Source organism: Glutamicibacter sp. GQ173 (assembly GCF_059759215.1).
Genome location: NZ_JCAXDT010000001.1, coordinates 673914 through 691213, shown reverse-complemented (window position 1 = coordinate 691213; position 17300 = coordinate 673914). Strand labels below are relative to the sequence as shown.

Annotated in this window: 13 protein-coding genes and 1 pseudogene; 9 read left to right on the top strand and 5 right to left on the bottom strand. The window is 58.3% G+C overall.

The window, feature by feature from the left end; translation table 11 throughout:
* Nucleotides 1–58 precede the first annotated feature (58 nt).
* Nucleotides 59–2110 (top strand): MMPL family transporter, encoded by a 2052-nt coding sequence (locus AC6CHO_RS03270; RefSeq protein WP_498213676.1) that lies wholly within the window; start codon nucleotides 59–61, stop codon nucleotides 2108–2110.
* Between the two features lie 288 nt (nucleotides 2111–2398).
* Nucleotides 2399–3946, top strand: coding sequence for a DEAD/DEAH box helicase (locus tag AC6CHO_RS03265; RefSeq protein WP_498213675.1), 1548 nt, complete (start codon nucleotides 2399–2401; stop codon nucleotides 3944–3946).
* A gap of 408 nt (nucleotides 3947–4354) precedes the next feature.
* On the opposite strand, the gene AC6CHO_RS03260 is transcribed toward AC6CHO_RS03265, so the two are convergent.
* From AC6CHO_RS03260 to AC6CHO_RS03250, 3 genes and pseudogenes are all read right to left on the bottom strand, one after another.
* Nucleotides 4355–4612, bottom strand: coding sequence for a hypothetical protein (locus tag AC6CHO_RS03260; protein ID WP_498213674.1), 258 nt, complete (start codon nucleotides 4610–4612; stop codon nucleotides 4355–4357).
* Between the two features lie 5 nt (nucleotides 4613–4617).
* Nucleotides 4618–5505: a hypothetical protein gene (locus tag AC6CHO_RS03255; protein ID WP_498213673.1), complete on the bottom strand. Its 888-nt coding sequence runs from the start codon at nucleotides 5503–5505 to the stop codon at nucleotides 4618–4620.
* A gap of 338 nt (nucleotides 5506–5843) precedes the next feature.
* Nucleotides 5844–6332: pseudogene (locus AC6CHO_RS03250) on the bottom strand (DDE-type integrase/transposase/recombinase); the annotation flags it as partial.
* Nucleotides 6333–7121: 789 nt separating this feature from the next.
* On the opposite strand from AC6CHO_RS03250, the gene pulA reads away from it, so the two are divergent.
* Nucleotides 7122–10166 carry a pullulanase-type alpha-1,6-glucosidase gene (gene pulA, locus AC6CHO_RS03245; protein WP_498213672.1) on the top strand — a complete coding sequence of 1015 codons (3045 nt, stop codon included), beginning with the start codon at nucleotides 7122–7124 and terminating at the stop codon, nucleotides 10164–10166.
* Between the two features lie 76 nt (nucleotides 10167–10242).
* On the opposite strand, the gene AC6CHO_RS03240 is transcribed toward pulA, so the two are convergent.
* Nucleotides 10243–10560, bottom strand: coding sequence for a hypothetical protein (locus tag AC6CHO_RS03240; RefSeq protein ID WP_498213671.1), 318 nt, complete (start codon nucleotides 10558–10560; stop codon nucleotides 10243–10245).
* A 164-nt stretch (nucleotides 10561–10724) separates the two neighbouring features.
* Between AC6CHO_RS03240 and dnaK the strand changes: the two genes are divergently transcribed.
* From dnaK to AC6CHO_RS03210, 6 genes are all read left to right on the top strand, one after another.
* On the top strand, nucleotides 10725–12578 hold the full coding sequence (dnaK, locus tag AC6CHO_RS03235; RefSeq protein WP_498213669.1) for a molecular chaperone DnaK: 1854 nt from the start codon (nucleotides 10725–10727) through the stop codon (nucleotides 12576–12578).
* A gap of 13 nt (nucleotides 12579–12591) precedes the next feature.
* Entirely contained in the window at nucleotides 12592–13173 is a 582-nt protein-coding gene (locus tag AC6CHO_RS03230) for a nucleotide exchange factor GrpE (RefSeq protein WP_498213667.1), read from the top strand.
* Nucleotides 13174–13258: 85 nt separating this feature from the next.
* Nucleotides 13259–14233 (top strand): DnaJ C-terminal domain-containing protein, encoded by a 975-nt coding sequence (locus tag AC6CHO_RS03225; protein ID WP_498213666.1) that lies wholly within the window; start codon nucleotides 13259–13261, stop codon nucleotides 14231–14233.
* A gap of 118 nt (nucleotides 14234–14351) precedes the next feature.
* Nucleotides 14352–14780, top strand: a complete 429-nt coding sequence (locus tag AC6CHO_RS03220; protein WP_498213665.1) for a heat shock protein transcriptional repressor HspR — start codon at nucleotides 14352–14354, stop codon at nucleotides 14778–14780.
* 19 nt (nucleotides 14781–14799) lie between these two features.
* Complete coding sequence (locus AC6CHO_RS03215; RefSeq protein WP_498213664.1) at nucleotides 14800–15618, top strand: AraC family transcriptional regulator; 819 nt, start codon at nucleotides 14800–14802, stop codon at nucleotides 15616–15618.
* A gap of 26 nt (nucleotides 15619–15644) precedes the next feature.
* The gene (locus AC6CHO_RS03210) at nucleotides 15645–16592 is read left to right on the top strand and encodes a proline dehydrogenase family protein (RefSeq protein WP_498213663.1); all 948 of its coding nucleotides are present in this window, start codon (nucleotides 15645–15647) and stop codon (nucleotides 16590–16592) included.
* Nucleotides 16593–16630: 38 nt separating this feature from the next.
* Here the strand turns inward: AC6CHO_RS03210 and AC6CHO_RS03205 are convergent, their stop codons facing one another.
* Nucleotides 16631–17260 carry a GNAT family N-acetyltransferase gene (locus tag AC6CHO_RS03205; RefSeq protein WP_498213661.1) on the bottom strand — a complete coding sequence of 210 codons (630 nt, stop codon included), beginning with the start codon at nucleotides 17258–17260 and terminating at the stop codon, nucleotides 16631–16633.
* Between the last annotated feature and the right edge of the window lie 40 nt (nucleotides 17261–17300).

Below are 17300 nucleotides of genomic sequence, written 5' to 3'. Positions count from 1 at the left end.
CTCGGCCACTACCAGAAAAAGAAAAAGCATAGGCATAAGAGTTGGAATCTACGCTGTCTTGATTCTGCTGTGGCTAGGTGTCGCTGGACTAGGCGGACCCACTTTCGGGAAACTTTCCGAAGTCCAGACCAATGACCAGACTTCCTTCCTTCCCACCAGCGCAGAAGCCACCCGAGCCCTTGAGTGGCAGAACAAATTCCAAACCTCTGAAGCAATCCCCGCCGTCGTGGTCCTAACCGGCGCGGGGCAACTGGAGGCTTCTGCCACCGATGCGCTCGCCGAAAAACTTGCCGGCTTCAGGTACCTCGATGGGGACGTGGCGGGCCCATTTATTTCTAAGGACGGGCAAGCCGCTGAACTGCTCGTACCAATCTCCGGCGAGACCGAAGCCAAAGAAGGCGTGGAGGAACTGCGTTCCCTGATCGCCGCGGAAAAGCCCGAAGGCACCACCGCCTACGTGACGGGACCGGCAGGGTTCAGCGCGGACTTGGCTGAAGCCTTCGGCGGCATCGACGGGGTGCTGCTGGGCGTGGCACTGGCAGCGGTGCTGGTCATCCTGCTGCTGGTCTATCGCTCGCTGCTGCTGCCCATCACGGTGCTGATGACCTCGATGGTAGCCCTCTGCGCCGCGATTCTGAGCGTCTATTTCATGGCCTCGGAAGGCTGGATCCGGTTGGATGGACAGGCCCAAGGCATCCTTTCCATTTTGGTGATTGGCGCGGCCACGGATTACTCGTTGCTCTTTGTCGCACGGCACAAGGAAGCATTGGTCGCCGGCGCTGATAAGTGGCAAGCAGTATCCACGGCGTTCAAGAGCTCGCTGGAGCCGATTATCGCTTCGGGTGGCACCGTTACCGTGGGCCTGCTTTGCCTGCTCTTCTCGGATTTGAACTCCAACAAGGCTCTGGGGCCCATCGGCGCTTCGGGCATCATCTTCTCGATTATTGCTGCGCTGAGCTTCTTGCCAGCAGTACTGGGGCTCTTGGGCAGGGCCGCCTACTGGCCATTTGCTCCCAAGCCTCAAAGCGCTCCCCAAGACCAGGGGATCCCGGCGGGCCTGTGGGGCAGGATAGCTGGATTTGTCGCCCGGCATCCACGGCCGATCTGGATGATCACAGTTGTCGTCCTGGCCGCGGGAGTTCTGGGTGTCACCGGGCTCAAGGCCCATGGAGTGCCTCAAAGCGAACTGGTGGTTGGCGGTTCTGAAGCCCGGGATGGCCAGGTAGCTCTGGGCGAGCATTTCCCGGGAGGAACCGGCTCCCCGGCAACGGTGATTGTTGACCAAGCAGATGCCCGGGCAACCCTGGACGCAGTTCTCGATGTGACGGGCGTTGATTCAGCGTACCTGCAGGCCGAAAATGGCGGGCCTGCAGTTGCCGAGCGCAGAATTGAGCCGTACGAGGTCCAGGGGCGGAACCTCATTTCTGTGACCCTGGCCGATGCCGCCGACTCCGATGAGGCCAAGCAAACCATCGTTGCGCTGCGCGATGCTGCGCACCAGGTCAATTCGCAAGCGCTGGTTGGCGGCACCACCGCTACGCAGCTCGATACCAATGCAACGGCGCAGGCGGACCTCTACAAGATCATCCCCACAACTCTGGGCGCGATCTTTGTGATTCTGATGCTGCTCTTGCGCTCGGTGCTGGCTCCATTGCTCTTGATGATCACCACGGTGCTCTCCTATGGAACGGCCATGGGCGTTAGCGCATTGGTCTTCAATAATGTCTTCAACTTTGTTGGCGCGGATCCTTCGGTGCCGTTGTTCGGCTTTGTATTCCTGGTAGCTCTGGGCGTGGATTACAACATTTTCCTCATGACAAGAGTGCGCGAGGAGTCCTTGAAGATTGGCACCTATGAAGGCATGCGCCGCGGGCTGCAGGTCACCGGCGGCGTGATCACTTCTGCAGGTGTTGTCCTTGCAGTAACCTTCGCCGCACTAGGGGTTGTACCCATCATGTTCCTGGGACAGCTGGGGTTCATTGTTGCCTTCGGCGTGCTTCTGGACACTTTTATTGTCCGCAGCCTGCTCGTGCCAGCACTGGTGGAGGAGATAGGGCCAAAGGTCTGGTGGCCCTCCAAATTGGCACGCAAAATTGGCGCCAGCAAGTAGCGGGAACGTGGTGAAAGTCTCCGGCATATCAAGGGCAAAGCGGGGATGGTCACAGGCCAATCGGGTTCAAGCACTGTAGAGTGGGTACTTGTGCACCTCCGGATTTGACCGGATGCATGCGTCGACAGTTTAGATTTCCCCTCCAGTTGATTCCCCGGAATGATTCCGTGCGGATTCACCGGTGGTTGCAGGCCAGAACGATGGCCCTGCGCGGTGCGGACTTCCTCCTGGCTCGGCGAGACCCAGCGCCACGGCTCGTGGCGTGCGAATCAGAGAGAAAGCTTGAATATGTCCGTAACTTTTAGCGCCCTGGGCGTGCCTGGAAACCTTGCCAAAGTCCTTTCCGAGAGCGGAATCGAAACCCCCTTCCCGATTCAGGAAGCCACTTTGCCATCCACTTTGGCTGGCGGAGATGTTCTTGGCCGCGGACAGACCGGTTCCGGCAAGACCTTGGCTTTCTCATTGCCACTGGTCGCTCGCTTGGCACAGCGTCCCCAGCGCCGCAAGGCCCGCTTCCCCCGCGCATTGATCATGGCGCCAACCCGTGAATTGGCAACCCAGATCGCCAAGACTGTCGATCCACTGGCGAAGGCAAGCGGCCTGCGCACCACCGTCATCTACGGCGGCGTGGCCCAGAGCCGCCAGGAAAAGGCCATGAATGACGGTGTTGACATTGTCATTGCCTGCCCTGGCCGACTTGATGATCTGATCAAGCAGAAGATCGTTGACCTGTCCCAGCTGGAGATCTCGGTGCTGGACGAGGCAGACCACATGGCTGATATGGGCTTCCTGCCTGTAGTTCGCCGCATCATGGACCGCATGCCAACCGGCATCCAGCACATGCTGTTCTCCGCCACTTTGGATAACGGAGTGGACAAGGTGGTCAAGCGCTACCTGAGCAACCCGACCATTCACTCGGTGGATGCGCCGGAAGCCGCTGTGAACACCATGGAGCACCACGTATTCGTGGTTCCCAGCGATGACAAGAAGGAACTCATTCGGATTCTGGCCCAGGGCACGGCCCGCCGCATCATGTTCATGCGCACCAAGCACCACGCCAAGAAGATGGCCGTCACCCTGTCCAAGGCTGGCGTTCCAGCAGTAGACCTGCACGGCAATCTCTCGCAGAATGCCCGTGACCGCAACCTGGCTGCTTTTGCATCCGGCGAAGCAAAGGTTCTTGTCGCCACCGACGTTGCCGCCCGTGGCGTGCACGTTGATGGCGTGGAGCTGGTCGTTCACATCGATCCACCAGCAGAGCACAAGGCATACACCCACCGCTCGGGCCGTACCGCGCGTGCAGGTTCGGATGGAACCGTGGTCACCATTTGCACCCCTGATCAGCAGGGTGACGTTTCTTCCTTGCTGAGGCAGGCTGGACTGAAGGTGCCTTTCGAAAAGGTCAATCTGGAATCGCCAGTAGTGGCCAAGGTTGTTGGCGAAGTTGCCGAGCACGTTCCTTACGTTGCTCCAGTGCAGCAGAAGCGCAACCCGGCGAAGAGCAAGCCTGCTGGCGAATCTTCCAACGCTCGTGGTGGCCGTGGTGGCGGACGCAACGCACGCGGTGGCAAGCCTGCTGGTGAAAGCCAGGGCCGCGGTGGCGAGCGCCGCCGTCCGGAGCGCGACGGCGTCATGGGCCAGGGCGAGCGTCCAGCCCGCGAATCACGCAATTCAAACGCGGAGCGTCCAAACCGCTCAACTCGTGGAGCGAATACCGAGCGCCCATCGAATTCCTCGCGTCCTGCACGCTCCGGTGGACGTAACGCGCGATCTGCTGCAGGCGGTCGCTCACGGGGACCACGTCGTGCATCAAGCCCAGCCACTAGCGGTCGCTAAAACCAAATATTGATCAGTAGCCCCGGATAGCCTGGGCGGGTTCGAGTTGTCGTTGCAACATCGACTGCCAAGACTACCGATAATGAAACATGCAAACGCTCGGCTGGAGCCTTCCAGCCGAGCGTTTTGCGGTATGCCCGGCATGGGCATTTACTTGTGGGGGAACAGCTCACGCGCTTATTGGCGTATTGCGAAGTCCCGATCCTTCAATGCGCCTTGCTAAATTCCTATTGGGAGGAGTTGGGTGTGGTGTTCTTTCGCCGGGCTTGGGATCGATTTCAGTGACTTGGCGAACCGCCGGATGCGGGCCCGCATGTCCTGTGGCGTGAGCGGTGGGGGCTAGACATCCCCACCTACTCGATTTTTGTTTTTATTGAGCCACTAGGTAGCCCTACAGCACGATTCTTCTTAAGCTGGAGCTGGGCCACTCAGCTTAAGAAGTATCGTGGTGTCCTGTTCGCCGCTGAGATAGGAAAATTCTACGCAAACCGAGGCCTCTCGCCCCTTCGCTTTTTCACTGACCCACTCGAAGACTTCGTGCACGTCTTCTACATCCGTAAGTTGCCATTCTTCACTGGCACCATCGGCGGACCAGAAGTCAACACGGTAAGTGGGTGAAAGATCCTGCTCGTTTGCGTATCGAGGATCTACACTTTTAGCGATCATGGGATTTACCTTTTTACGATATTCAGGAAGTTAATTTTCGTCTCGCTGCCTACTGTCGACGTCACACCCGCGGCGTTGAAATACCAGGTTGATGTGTTGATCCAGAACCCTTTGCCAACACCGCCATGCTTCCCGGTCCGTGGAGTGTAGAAAGTCTTCGCGGGCCCGTTGACCGTGATCGTCTGCCAGTAGTCACTCGTCGCCCGCGATCTGAAGGTCTTATTGGCAGTGTTGTTCGAATTCTTGGCCGAAGCGAAAGAGAGTAAGCCTTGGGCACGAAGTCTTACAGTGGCAGCGCCGTAGCCGGTGCACTTGATGTTGGTCTTGAAGATTGTTCCACCCGCACCTTTCGAATAGTGCGGTGTTGCAAGAGCTTTCCCTCCAGTGTTAGCTCCTGTACAGGTCACATGCATTGCTTGTGCCCCAGCTCGGGTTAGCTGGATTGCAAATTCGTTGCCGGTAGCTTTTGCGGCATCAACCGCGGCCTTCGCAAGGCCCTGCTCGCCGGTCATTTGAAGAGCTTCCTCAACAGATAGATCAAGTTGTTGATCGAGAATTTTTGAGGCCGCTTCCGCTGCGGTGTCCCCTGGAGCACCTTTCTGAGTCTCTGCCCAGGCTTGGGACGGCACCAGCATGGCAATAACTATCGCTGCGCATGCGCCGATCGCGGAAAGGTTCACAGAAGTCGATTTCAAATTATGACTCTTTGCAGTTGAATGTGGGAAATCTGGTTCTGTTCCCAGAATTCCAGCGCTTATAAAACCCCTTGTTTGGAATTGTAGCCACAAGCAGCCTTTGGCTGGACTTAGCAGGACCTTGTGTCGCTGACTCGACGCTTCAATTTCCCTTTGATTGATGAAAAGAATGCTTTCTGCTTCGCAGAGTCGTGCCATACTCGGCCAGCGTGCGAGTTTTCATCGGCTGCAGGCACGGTCAAACTGGCCGGAGTGGCTGTCGAATGGCGTTTGGATCTCCGAATCGTTGAAGAGCAGGCACAGGTGGGGATCATAAACGAGTAGATGATGCCCATCAAAGGGCTGCGCGCCGGATGTCCATCGATTCCAGCCAATTTGATTCCCCAACATCGAAGGAAGCACTTTGAGTGCCGCATATGTACGGGAGCGCTCCAGCCTGACTTGGGCTACCCGCGACTAATGGACACGTGACCTGCCTCATGCGGCAAGCGTAAGGGCAGTTTCTCGTGCCTGGACAGCTTTCGGTGGCTACGAATCTACTGATGAAAGTCCGCTGGCGGAACCATTTCCAGGCTTGAATGCAGCTGTCGGCGATTATAGGAGTCATTGATCCACCACGCCACTTTCGGCTTCGCTTCAGCTCTGGCGGCCAGTCGGTACCGGTCATAAAATTCAGTCTTCAACGTAGCCCAGAATGACCAGTTCAGGGCGTAGTCCCAGCACGCGCCTGTGCGCCCGGGCGTTAGCAGTAGATCCAGCTCGACGGTGACCCCATGCAACTGAGCTGAGGTGAATTGCGAGCCTTGATCTGCATGGAACACGATCTGACCAGGAGCGCGATGCCCACGCGGTGTCTTAGTCATGCGCAGTGCCCGCTCTACTAGGTCAGTGTTCTGCACACTGTCTAACGCCCATCCCAGCACCCTGTGAGAACAACGGTCACGCACAGCGCACAAGTACGGACAGCCCTCGCTGGAACACAGGAAGGTGATATCGCTGATACAAACTTTGTCTAAGGAGCCCCGGCAATAGATGGTCAATCATCGATAAGTATTATCGATGATGTAATTAACCAAGTCCTCGCATCATTAAGTAGTAGCGCAGGCGCGGACAGTGATTTTTGGTATCGGTTCCGGACTGTTTTTCAGACGGTTGCCCACGAGGAAAATACGATTGATTCCGGTGGTAATGGTTCTTATAGCCCTGAGCCTGGTCTACATCGAATTTGCTCATTCAAGCCGTGTGGATGTAGTGGTGTTTGTGGTATTTACGCTGTTTGCGTATCTAGCGGATATGTACTCCACATGGTCAAATCATCCTTCGATTGAGTCTAATAACGCAGTCGCCAAGACTTGGGAAATTTTCCGCAACTTAAGTAGGTTGCGTTCTAACTCGAGTTTGATTTAGCGAACCGCGTCGAAACCCGCTTCTGGGGTTTCGCACTTCAATGACCCTTGCGGGAAGCAAGCCACCCTCGTTAGAAATGAGGGTGGCTTGCTTCCTGCGCGCTGCGCGGAAAAGATTAGCGTAGCGGCACTGTGCTGTCGTATTGGAAACGCTTACCTCAAAAAAGACCGATAAAAATTGTAAAATTTTCACCTCATCGCGTTCAATAATGTAAATATTGGAAACGCTTGCACTCGAAGGCTACCGTTAAGTAGTGTGGTTCGGATCACTGGCATGCTGCTTCTTGCGGCCTGTCGTTCGCCCCTTCGAATCCAATGGAGCATTTCGTGAACAGCAAAAGCGCTGCCTTAGCTGCGTGCAAAGAATATCCGCCACTCCAAGGGCCGCAGCACCTATGGCGCCGCCGATTGACCGCTCTGACGGCCACGCCCCTGCTGGTCCTAGTGTCCATGGTTCCACTAGTCGTGTCCCCTGCCTCTGCCGAGGAAGCCACTGTGACATTGGCAGGTAGTTTCCAAGACGAGTTGGGTTGCGCTGCAGACTGGGATCCAAGCTGCGCGGCCACCTTGATGGACGATTCTGACAGGGACGGAATCTATGAGTTTACGACAGACCAAATTCCAGATGGGACCTACAATTTCAAGGCAACGCACAACTTCGGCTGGGACGAAAACTATGGTGTAGACGGGGCTGCTGGAGGTGCGAACTACACTCTCTCGGTAAAGTCGGGGGACCAAGTGAGCTTCAAATATGATTCTGAAACTCACATGGTCCAAATCGGCGGAACCAGTGAATCAGTGGCCGGCGTAGGACAGGCCAAGGCTCAATGGATCTCAACCGATACGATTGCCATCCCCCGGGATCTGGGTAGTGGGCAGAGGTTTGCCCTCTATGCTTCTCAGGACGCCAGTCTGAGCTTGGACGGGGAAGCGATCTCGGGAGCCAAACCCATAGAACTAGCTACAGTTATAGGTGGGCTCACTGACGCTCAGCGGAAGAAATTCCCGCATCTGGCCAACTACCGTGCCGTACGTGTAGACATGGCACGCGAAGAAACTGCCACCGCCTTGCGCTCCCAGTTGGTGCTGGCACGTTTTGAGACGCAGGGCGAGGACTCTAAGCTGACCGCCTTCACCGGCGTGCAGACTGCTGGAGCGATTGATGAGCTCTACGCTCAGGGGCTTGAGAATGTCGAATTAGGCGTCAGCTTCACAGGAAAGAAGCCCACATTCCGGCTCTGGGCTCCGAGCGCGCATCGGGCAACTATTCTCATTACCGATAAAAACGAGAAGACTTCGCGGCATGATGCCACCTTCGACAAAAACAGCGGAGCATGGACCGTCAAGGGCAAGCCTCAATTCACTGAAGCCAAATACCTCTGGGAAGTTCAGGTCTTTGTGCCAGAGACCGGCAAGATTGAAACGAATATTGTCACCGACCCGTATTCGGTCGCGTTGACCACCAACTCCACCCAGTCGGTGGCCGTGAACCTGGAAGATCCCAAGCATCAGCCCAAGCAGTGGCGCAAAGCCAAAGCAGCCGGCGTGGAAAAAGACGTGGATCGAAGCATTTATGAGCTGCAGATCCGCGACTTCTCGGTCTCCGACTTTTCGGTGCCGGAAGAACAGCGAGGTCGTTACGGAGCCTTCGGAACCAACGGTGCTGGTAGCAAGCAGCTCAAGCAGCTCGCCGAAGCCGGGCTGACTACAGTTCACCTGTTGCCAAGTTTCGATATTGCGAGCATCGAAGAAGATGAAAACCAGCGCATCGAAACCAGCTGCGATTTGGAATCGCTGTCCGCCGCCTCACCCAAGCAGCAAGAATGCGTGAGCGCGCACGCTGCCGACGATGGATTCAACTGGGGCTATGATCCATTCCATTTCATGGCCCCTGAGGGATCTTATGCGAGCAATCCCGATGGCGCCGAGCGCGTAGAGGAATTCCGCGGCATGGTTGGGTCTCTGCATGAGATGGGTCTGGAAGTCGTCTTGGATCAGGTCTTCAACCACACGGCGGCTTCGGGGCAGGCGGATCAAAGCGTGCTGGACAAGATCGTGCCCGGCTACTTCCACCGGCTGGATGCCACCGGCCAGGTCGAAACCTCTACCTGCTGCCAGAATCTGGCAACCGAGCACGCCGCAGCGCAGAAGCTGATGATCGATTCACTGATGGTCTGGGCGAAGGACTACAAGGTTGATGGTTTCCGCTTTGATCTCATGGGACACCACTCGCGGGAAACCATGGAAGCAGCACGCAGTGCGCTGGATGAGCTGGAGCCAGGGCGCGATGGCGTGGATGGCGAGTCCATCTACCTGTATGGCGAGGGATGGAATTTCGGGGAAGTCGCCGACAATGCCCGTTTCTATCAGGCGACCCAGGGACAGCTGAACGGCACCGGAATTGGTACCTTCAATGATCGATTGCGCGATGCGATCCACGGTGGCAGTCCGGTCGATTCGTCTTCGACTTTCCAGCAGGGCTTTGGAACCGGTTTGGGAACCGACCCCAACGGGCATGCGGTCAACGGCACTGCGGAAGAAGCGCTAAAGAATCTGGGCCACGAAACCGACCTCGTGCGGTTGGGTCTAGTTGGCAACCTTGCCGGGTATGAGTTTCTGACGTCTGAGGGCCAGATGCAGCGCGGTGATGAACTGGACTACCGCGGAGCGGCAGCCGGCTATGCCTCGCAGCCCGGGGAGGTGATCAACTATGTTGATGCCCATGACAATGAGACGCTCTATGATCTGACCGTGCTCAAGCTGCCTCGTGACACATCCATGGAGGAGCGGGTGCGCATGAATACTTTGTCGCAGGCGGCAGTGATGTACTCGCAAGCAGTTCCGTTCTGGCATGCCGGAACCGAGCTGCTGCGCTCCAAATCACTGGACCGCAATAGCTACAACTCGGGGGACTGGTTCAATCGCATTGACTTCTCCGGGCAGGAGAATACCTACGGTTCGGGTCTGCCGCCGGAGGCTGATAATAAAGAGAAATGGGACCTGATGGCACCATTGCTGGAAGATCCAGAGCTTAAGCCGGATGCGCAAGCGATGTCTCGGGCTGAAGGTGCGGCACTTGATCTGCTGCGCACCCGTCGAGAAGTCGGCTTGCTGCGATTGGGCTCTGCTGAGCTGATCGAGCAGAAGGTGAGTTTCCCGCTCAGTGGTCCGAAAGCGGAACCAGGAATCATCGTGATGCGTATCGATGACACGGCGGGCGAGGACGCCGATAGCGAGCATGACGGAGCCCTGGTGGTCTTCAATGCTTCACCGCAGGATCACACGCAAGTCGTCGGGGAATTGGCCGGACATGAATATGACTTGGCTGAAGCGCTCGAACAGGGAAGCGATGAGCGAGTGAAGTCCACTTCGTTTGACAGCTCGTCGGGCAAGCTGATGATTCCTGCAAGGACCGCTGCGGTGCTGGTGGAAGCTGAAGAGGAAGCCCGGTAGCTCTGGGCACTGCGAAAATCGCGGGCCGGTAAACCTGATCACAGGTTTACCGGCCCGCTGGTTTTAAGCCTTGGGCTCAGCGCTTGTCATGGGTGCGCCCAAAGGTGGAGTAGCTGAGCGGACCGATAAAGCTGATGAAGTTCACCGCGGCCCATACTGGCTTATTCCCGCGGACCTGGGAGCTGTCGCGCCGACTCAGATCGATCTGCGCGGCGATCAGCAACGTGATTTGCGCGGTGGCAGCTGTGATCAGCGAAACTTTGCTGGCAAGGGATAGCTCGGAGAACTTTTTCTTCTTTGCTGCTGCCATGATGTGCTCCTTGATCTGGGGGTTTTCGACAAGTGCCACCGCTGGTGGCGGGGTGCCGAAAATTTTCTGGTTTATGGGAATCATTTTCGCACTTCGTCCGTTGAATAAGACAGAACGCAAAGTTGAGTGAGGTTGGCTCAAGTTGATTTGACAGTCGAAAACGGCTGAGTAAACTTGAGTCCAGAACGCTCAATGAGGGCAAGGGCCCTCGGCGTTAGTACTTTCAACCAAGGCAAAGGAGAGCCATTATGTCGCGTGCCGTAGGTATCGACCTAGGAACCACCAACTCCGTAGTTTCCGTGCTCGAAGGTGGTGAGCCAACCGTTATCGCAAACGCGGAAGGCAACCGTACTACCCCGTCGATCGTTGCTTTCTCGAAGAGCGGCGAAGTTCTGGTTGGCGACATCGCCAAGCGCCAGGCCGTGAACAACATCGACCGCACCATCGCTTCGGTCAAGCGCCACATGGGCACCGACTGGACCATCGACGTTGACGACAAGAAGTACACCGCGCAGGAAATCTCCGCACGTACCTTGATGAAGCTGAAGAACGACGCCGAGGCCTACTTGGGCGAAAAGGTCACCGACGCAGTGATCACCGTTCCTGCCTACTTCAACGACGCTGAGCGCCAGGCCACCAAGGAAGCCGGCGAGATCGCTGGCATGAACGTGCTGCGCATCGTCAACGAGCCAACCGCTGCCGCACTGGCCTACGGCCTGGAAAAGGGCAACGAAGACGAGCTCATCCTGGTCTTCGACCTCGGTGGCGGTACCTTCGATGTCTCCCTGCTCGAAGTTGGCAAGGACGACGACGGCTTCTCAACCATCCAGGTTCGCTCCACCGCTGGCGACAACCGCCTGGGCGGCGACGACTGGGATCAGCGCATCGTGGATTGGCTGCTGGCCCAGGCCAAGGCCAAGGGCGCAGACCTGTCCAAGGACAAGATTGCCCTGCAGCGCCTGAAGGAAGCTGCTGAGCAGGCCAAGAAGGAACTGTCTTCGGCTACCAGCACCAACATCTCCCTGCAGTACCTGTCGGTCACCCCAGAAGGCCCAGTGCACCTGGACGAGCACCTCTCGCGTGCCAAGTTCCAGGACCTGACCAAGGACCTGCTGGAGCGCACCCGCAAGCCATTCAACGACGTTATCGCAGAAGCAGGCGTCAAGGTTTCGGACATCGCCCACGTGATCCTCGTTGGCGGTTCCACCCGCATGCCAGCCGTTGCTGAACTGGTCAAGGACCTGGCCGGCAAGGAAGCGAACAAGGGCGTGAACCCTGATGAGGTTGTTGCCGTTGGCGCAGCCCTGCAGGCAGGCGTGCTGAAGGGCGAGCGCAAGGACGTTCTGCTCATCGACGTCACCCCGCTGTCCCTGGGCATCGAGACCAAGGGTGGTGTGATGACCAAGCTGATCGAGCGCAACACCGCGATCCCGACCAAGCGTTCGGAAACCTTCACCACCGCCGAGGACAACCAGCCTTCGGTTTCCATCCAGGTCTTCCAGGGCGAGCGCGAGTTCACCCGCGACAACAAGGCGCTGGGCACCTTCGAGCTGACCGGTATTGCACCGGCTCCTCGCGGCATCCCGCAGGTTGAGGTCACCTTCGACATCGACGCCAACGGCATCGTGCACGTATCCGCCAAGGACAAGGGCACCGGCACCGAGCAGTCGATGACCATCACCGGTGGTTCCTCGCTGTCCAAGGAAGACATCGAGCGCATGGTCCAGGAAGCTGAAGCACACGCCGAAGAGGACAAGGCACGCCGCGAAGCTGCTGAGACCCGCAACGCCGCTGAGCAGGCCGCCTACTCGGTGGACAAGCTGATCAAGGACAACGAAGACAAGCTGCCAGAAGAGGTCAAGACCGAGGTCCAGGCCGACGTCGACGCCCTGAAGGCTGCCCTTGAGAAGCAGGACAACGACGACGAGGTCAAGGCCGCGTTCGAGAAGCTGCAGGCATCGCAGACCAAGCTGGGCGAGGCAATCTACGCCAACGCACAGGCCGAAGGTGCTGCCGCTCCTGAGGGCGAGCAGGCTCCAAACGCTGATGAAGACATCGTCGACGCCGAGGTCATCGACGAAGACGAAGCCGACAAGAAGTAGGGAGCCAGGGAACATGTCCGAGGCAAAAGACCAGAACGAAAACTTCGACGCCGAGTCGGAGAACCAGCCAGAGGCTGCCAGCGAGCAGCCAACCGCTGACGCCCTGGGCCAGGCCGAGGCGATCCTGAACGAAGCTGCCGCTGGTGTCGACGAGTCCTCCGAACAGCAGGAAGAAGCTGGCGCCGGCGAAGCCGAGCTGCGCAACGACCTGCTGCGTCTGCAGGCCGAATACGTCAACTACCGCAAGCGCGTTGAGCGTGACCGGGCTGTTGCGCGGGAAAACGCCGTCCAGTCGGTTCTGACCACCTTGCTCCCAGTGCTCGATGATATCGATGCAGCTCGGGCGCACGGGGATCTGACCGACGGGCCGTTCGCTTCGATCGCCAACAAGCTGGATACCATTCTGGTCCAGCATGGCCTGGAGCGAATCAACGAGGCCGGCGTGGAATTCGATCCGAACATCCACGAAGCACTGCTTCGCCAGGCTGTTCCGGAAGTTCCTGCCGACCACGTGGGGCGGGTGCTGCGCAGCGGCTACCGCAAGGGAGCCACCATCCTGCGCGCAGCCCAGGTGCTGGTAGCTACCGGCGAATAGCCACGAATAACACATTTGAAACTGCCCACTGCCGAGAAATCGTCAGTGGGCAGTTTCGAATTGGCATTGAAAGGACGGTGCCCTGATGGCAAGTCAGGACTGGATCGAAAAAGACTTCTACGCCATTTTGGGCGTCGCCAAGGACGCCAGCGAGGCGGACATCAAAAAGGCATACCGCAAGCTTGCACGCAAGTACCACCCAGATACCAACCAGGGCGATGCAGCAGCGGAACAAAAATTCAAAGACATTTCCGAAGCCCACTCGGTGCTCGCGGATAAGGAACAGCGCGAGCAATACGACGCGATCCGGGCCATGGGCGGGGGAGCGCGCTTCTCGGCCGGAGGACCTGGCGGGGCTCCGGGAGGCCAAGCGGGCTTCGAGGACATCTTCTCCAATCTCTTTGGCGGTGGCGGCTCGTCGCGAAGCCGCGGCGGACAGCCGGACTTCTCCGACCTGTTCGGCGGTGGCGGAGGATTTGGCGGCGGTGGCGGTTTCGGCCAGAGCGCGCCGCCACGCAAGGGAGCGGACCGCACCGCGAATACCACGATCTCCTTCTCCGGATCCATCAAGGGAACCACTATCGGGCTGCGGGAGCAGAATGGCGAAGTTATCGATGTGCGCATCCCTGCGGGCATCAAGGACGGCCAGTCCGTGCGCGTGCGCGGCAAGGGCCAGCCAGGGGCGGCCGGCAACGGCGACCTGCTGGTCAAGGTCAAGGTCACCGAGCATCCCTTCTTCAAGCGCGAAGAGAACAACATCCGCATCCATGTGCCGGTCACCTTTGACGAAGCAGTGCTGGGCGCCAAGATCCACGTTCCGACATTGGATGGCGAAACGGTCGCGATGAAGGTCCCGGCCGGCTCGAATTCCGGTCGCACCTTGCGCCTGAAAGGCCGTGGCGTGAAGACCTCGAAGGCCACCGGAGATCTGTTGATCATCCTGGATGTGGTGATTCCGCAGAATCTGTCGGATGCCGCGAAAAAGGCGGTAGAGGACTTCGCCGCTGCCACCGAAGGCGAAGATCCACGTGCCGACTTGGCTGCCAAGGCCAAGCTCTAGGAGAGACTGCGTCTTGCCTTCCCGGTCGTGCCCTCGAAGTGGCCCGGCCGGGGAAGCTAGACTCTATAACCAGAGGCTGAAGAGCCATTTAGCCAAGTAGAAAGGTGGTCGAAGCAACGTGAACGGGGAGTACCTGCGACCTGTCTTCGTCATTTCCGTCGCCGCTCAACTGGCAGATATGCACCCGCAGACGCTACGCCAATATGACCGGATCGGCTTGGTGTCGCCGAGCCGCCAGTCGGGCAAGCAACGCCGCTATTCGCAGCGCGATGTTTCACTGCTCCGCCAAGTCCAGGCGTTGAGCAAGGACGGCGTATCCCTTGAAGGCATCAAGCGAATCCTTGACCTGCAAGATCAAGTCGCGTACCTGCAAACAGAAGTGAACGACCTGCGCAATGAACTCAGCGCGGTACGCCAAGGCCGAACCCGCATCTTTGCTGCAGGAACCTCCGGGGGTGACGTGGTGTCCTTGGCTCGCGGCATGCGTCCGGAACGCCGTGAACCGACCGTCACGCTGTTTACCGCCCGCCGGGCCATTGGCCGCTAGATTGGCAGTAAATCTGCCAATGCCGGACGACTCCGAATTTTGGCATGACCCTCAGTTCCCGGAACTTGAGTCGAGGCGTTCGTGCCAAGAAATCTCCTGCTACCGGCCACATGCCCATCAACGTTTTTCGATGGGGATCATTGACGAAGGCGAAACTGAATTCACTGGGCATGACGGGCAGCAGGCAACGCTGGTCCCCGGCGATGTAATCGTCATTCCGCGCGATCACCTCCATGCCTGCAATCCGAAGAATGGCTACTGGCGATACCAGATGATTCATGCAGACCAATCGTGGATGTCCCAGCTTGTACCAAACACAGCGCAGGATCTGTTCTGGGGCATACGGATATTCAGGGCGCCGGAGCTCTACGAATTGATGAACACCTTCAACCAGCAGTTATTTGCCGGGATGGGAAAACGATCCGTTGAGCAGTCGCTGGGGTCCATTCTTTCTGCCATGCAGGGTCTGGCTCCAGTCTTCGAGGCGCTCCCGCCGGGGATAGGGCCCCGCGATGCGCGATTGCTTCCGGTCCTGCACCGATTGGGCAACGATGCTGTCGCCCCGCAGCTGGGCGAGCTGGCACTGCTCGCCGGCTTGAGCAAGTATCAGCTGATTCGGCTCATGCAAAGCAGTACCGGCTTCACCCCGATCGCGTGGAGGCATAACCAGCTGGTGAACCGCTCACGTGAACTCTTGCGCTCGGGAGCCTCGATAGCGCAGACCGCGGCAGAGCTGGGCTTCTCAGACCAGAGCCACTTCCACCGGGTCTTTCGCTCGCACGTTGCAGCGGCCCCCGGAAAGTACCGAGCGCCGCTGCAATATCGTTCAAGACCTTAGCATTAGGCGTGCGAAATGATCATCCCATGCTCATTTCACCTGAAGAATTTGAATTGGCCGCAGATAATCTGCGTGCATTGGCGTTGGACGAAGGGCTCAAGGCGCAAGTCATGGCCACGCCGGCTTTGGCCCGTATTGCGCAACGGATCTCGCAACGATACCTGGCCGGGGACTCCATCGACTCTGCCTTCGCCCAGGTCGCCCAGATCACGGCGCGAGGGCATCGCAGCAGCATTGAATGCGTGGGCGAATCGATTCGGGATCGCCACGTCGCTGAGGCGGAAACCGGAATATTCCTGAGCATCGCCGAACGCTTGAAGCGCTCGAAAACCAATACGACCTTGAGCTTCGATCTCTCGCATCTCGGTTCCGCCATTGATCCCGAGCTGGGATTGCGCAATGCGTTGCGCGTCGCCCGAGCCGCGCGCGAAGCGGGAACCTACCTGATGATTTCGGCCGAAGGATCGGATCGCACCGACCTGGTGCTTGAGCTCTGGGAGAGGCTGATCTGCGATTTTCCGGAAACGGGCATCACCTTGCAGGCTCGCCTATCGCGAACACCGCAGGATCTCGTGCGCGTCCTGGAGCTTCGGGCAGGCCCTGTCCGGCTGGTCAAGGGGGCCTTCCAAGAGCCGCTGGAAACGGCCATGGCGCGCAACGATCCAGACCTGGCCGACAGGTACGCGCAGTTGGCCGGAGCGCTGATCTCCTCAGGCAGGCGGACAAATATTGCCACCCACGACGCGCGGCTGATCCGCAGGCTTAAAGAGGAACACGGAGCGGCGTTGCTATCACCGCAGGTGGAATTCGAGATGCTCCAGGGCCTCGGGACGCAGCAGCTGGACGCGTTGCGAGAGGAGGGTTTCACTACCCGGGAATACGCGGTTTTCGGAGGAGAATACTGGCTGTACGTGCTGAACCGGCTGGCTGAGGATCCACTGCGAATTATGCTGGCAGTGGCAGATCTCCAGTGATCGCACAAGGCCGCCCAGGGATCTGGGATGAGCGCGAACTAGCAGCGGCCATGGCGTGCGAGCCGCGCCAGCAAGTTGGTGCGCACGGCCGGCCACTCGTGCGGAAGAATCGAGAAAATCACAGTGTCGCGCAGCGTGCCGGTTGCCGGATCATACTTGTGATTGCGCAGCACGCCATCCTGCTTGGCGCCTAGGCGGGCAATGGCTGCCCGAGAAGCGGCATTGTGCCAGTGCGTGCAGAACGCCACCGAATAGCAATCCAGCTCATCAAAAGCCCGCTGCAGCAGCATGAACTTTGCTACAGGGTTTATTCCTGTGCCGTGTACCGATGGTGACAGGTAGGTTGAGCCGATTTCAACGCGTTTGTTCGGTTCATCAATGTTCAAATACGTTGTGGCGCCCACAGCCTTGCCCGTGGACAAATCGATGATCGCAAAGGGCGCCATCGCTCCAGCTTCCTGCAGGGCCAAGCGCTTGTTGATATCGCCGGCCATTTCCTGCGCCGATGGAATAGACGTGTACCAGATTCCATCCAGCTGGCCGGCGGTGACCACCTCGGACAAGTCTTCGGCATGGGCAAGGGAGAGCTGTTCTAAACGCACCCCGGCATAGTCCATCGTGGGCGCCTGCGTGTAGCTATTGATCTCGGATGAAGTAATAAGGGCCATGGAATCCATCCTATGGATTCCATGGCCCTTCTGTGGCTTT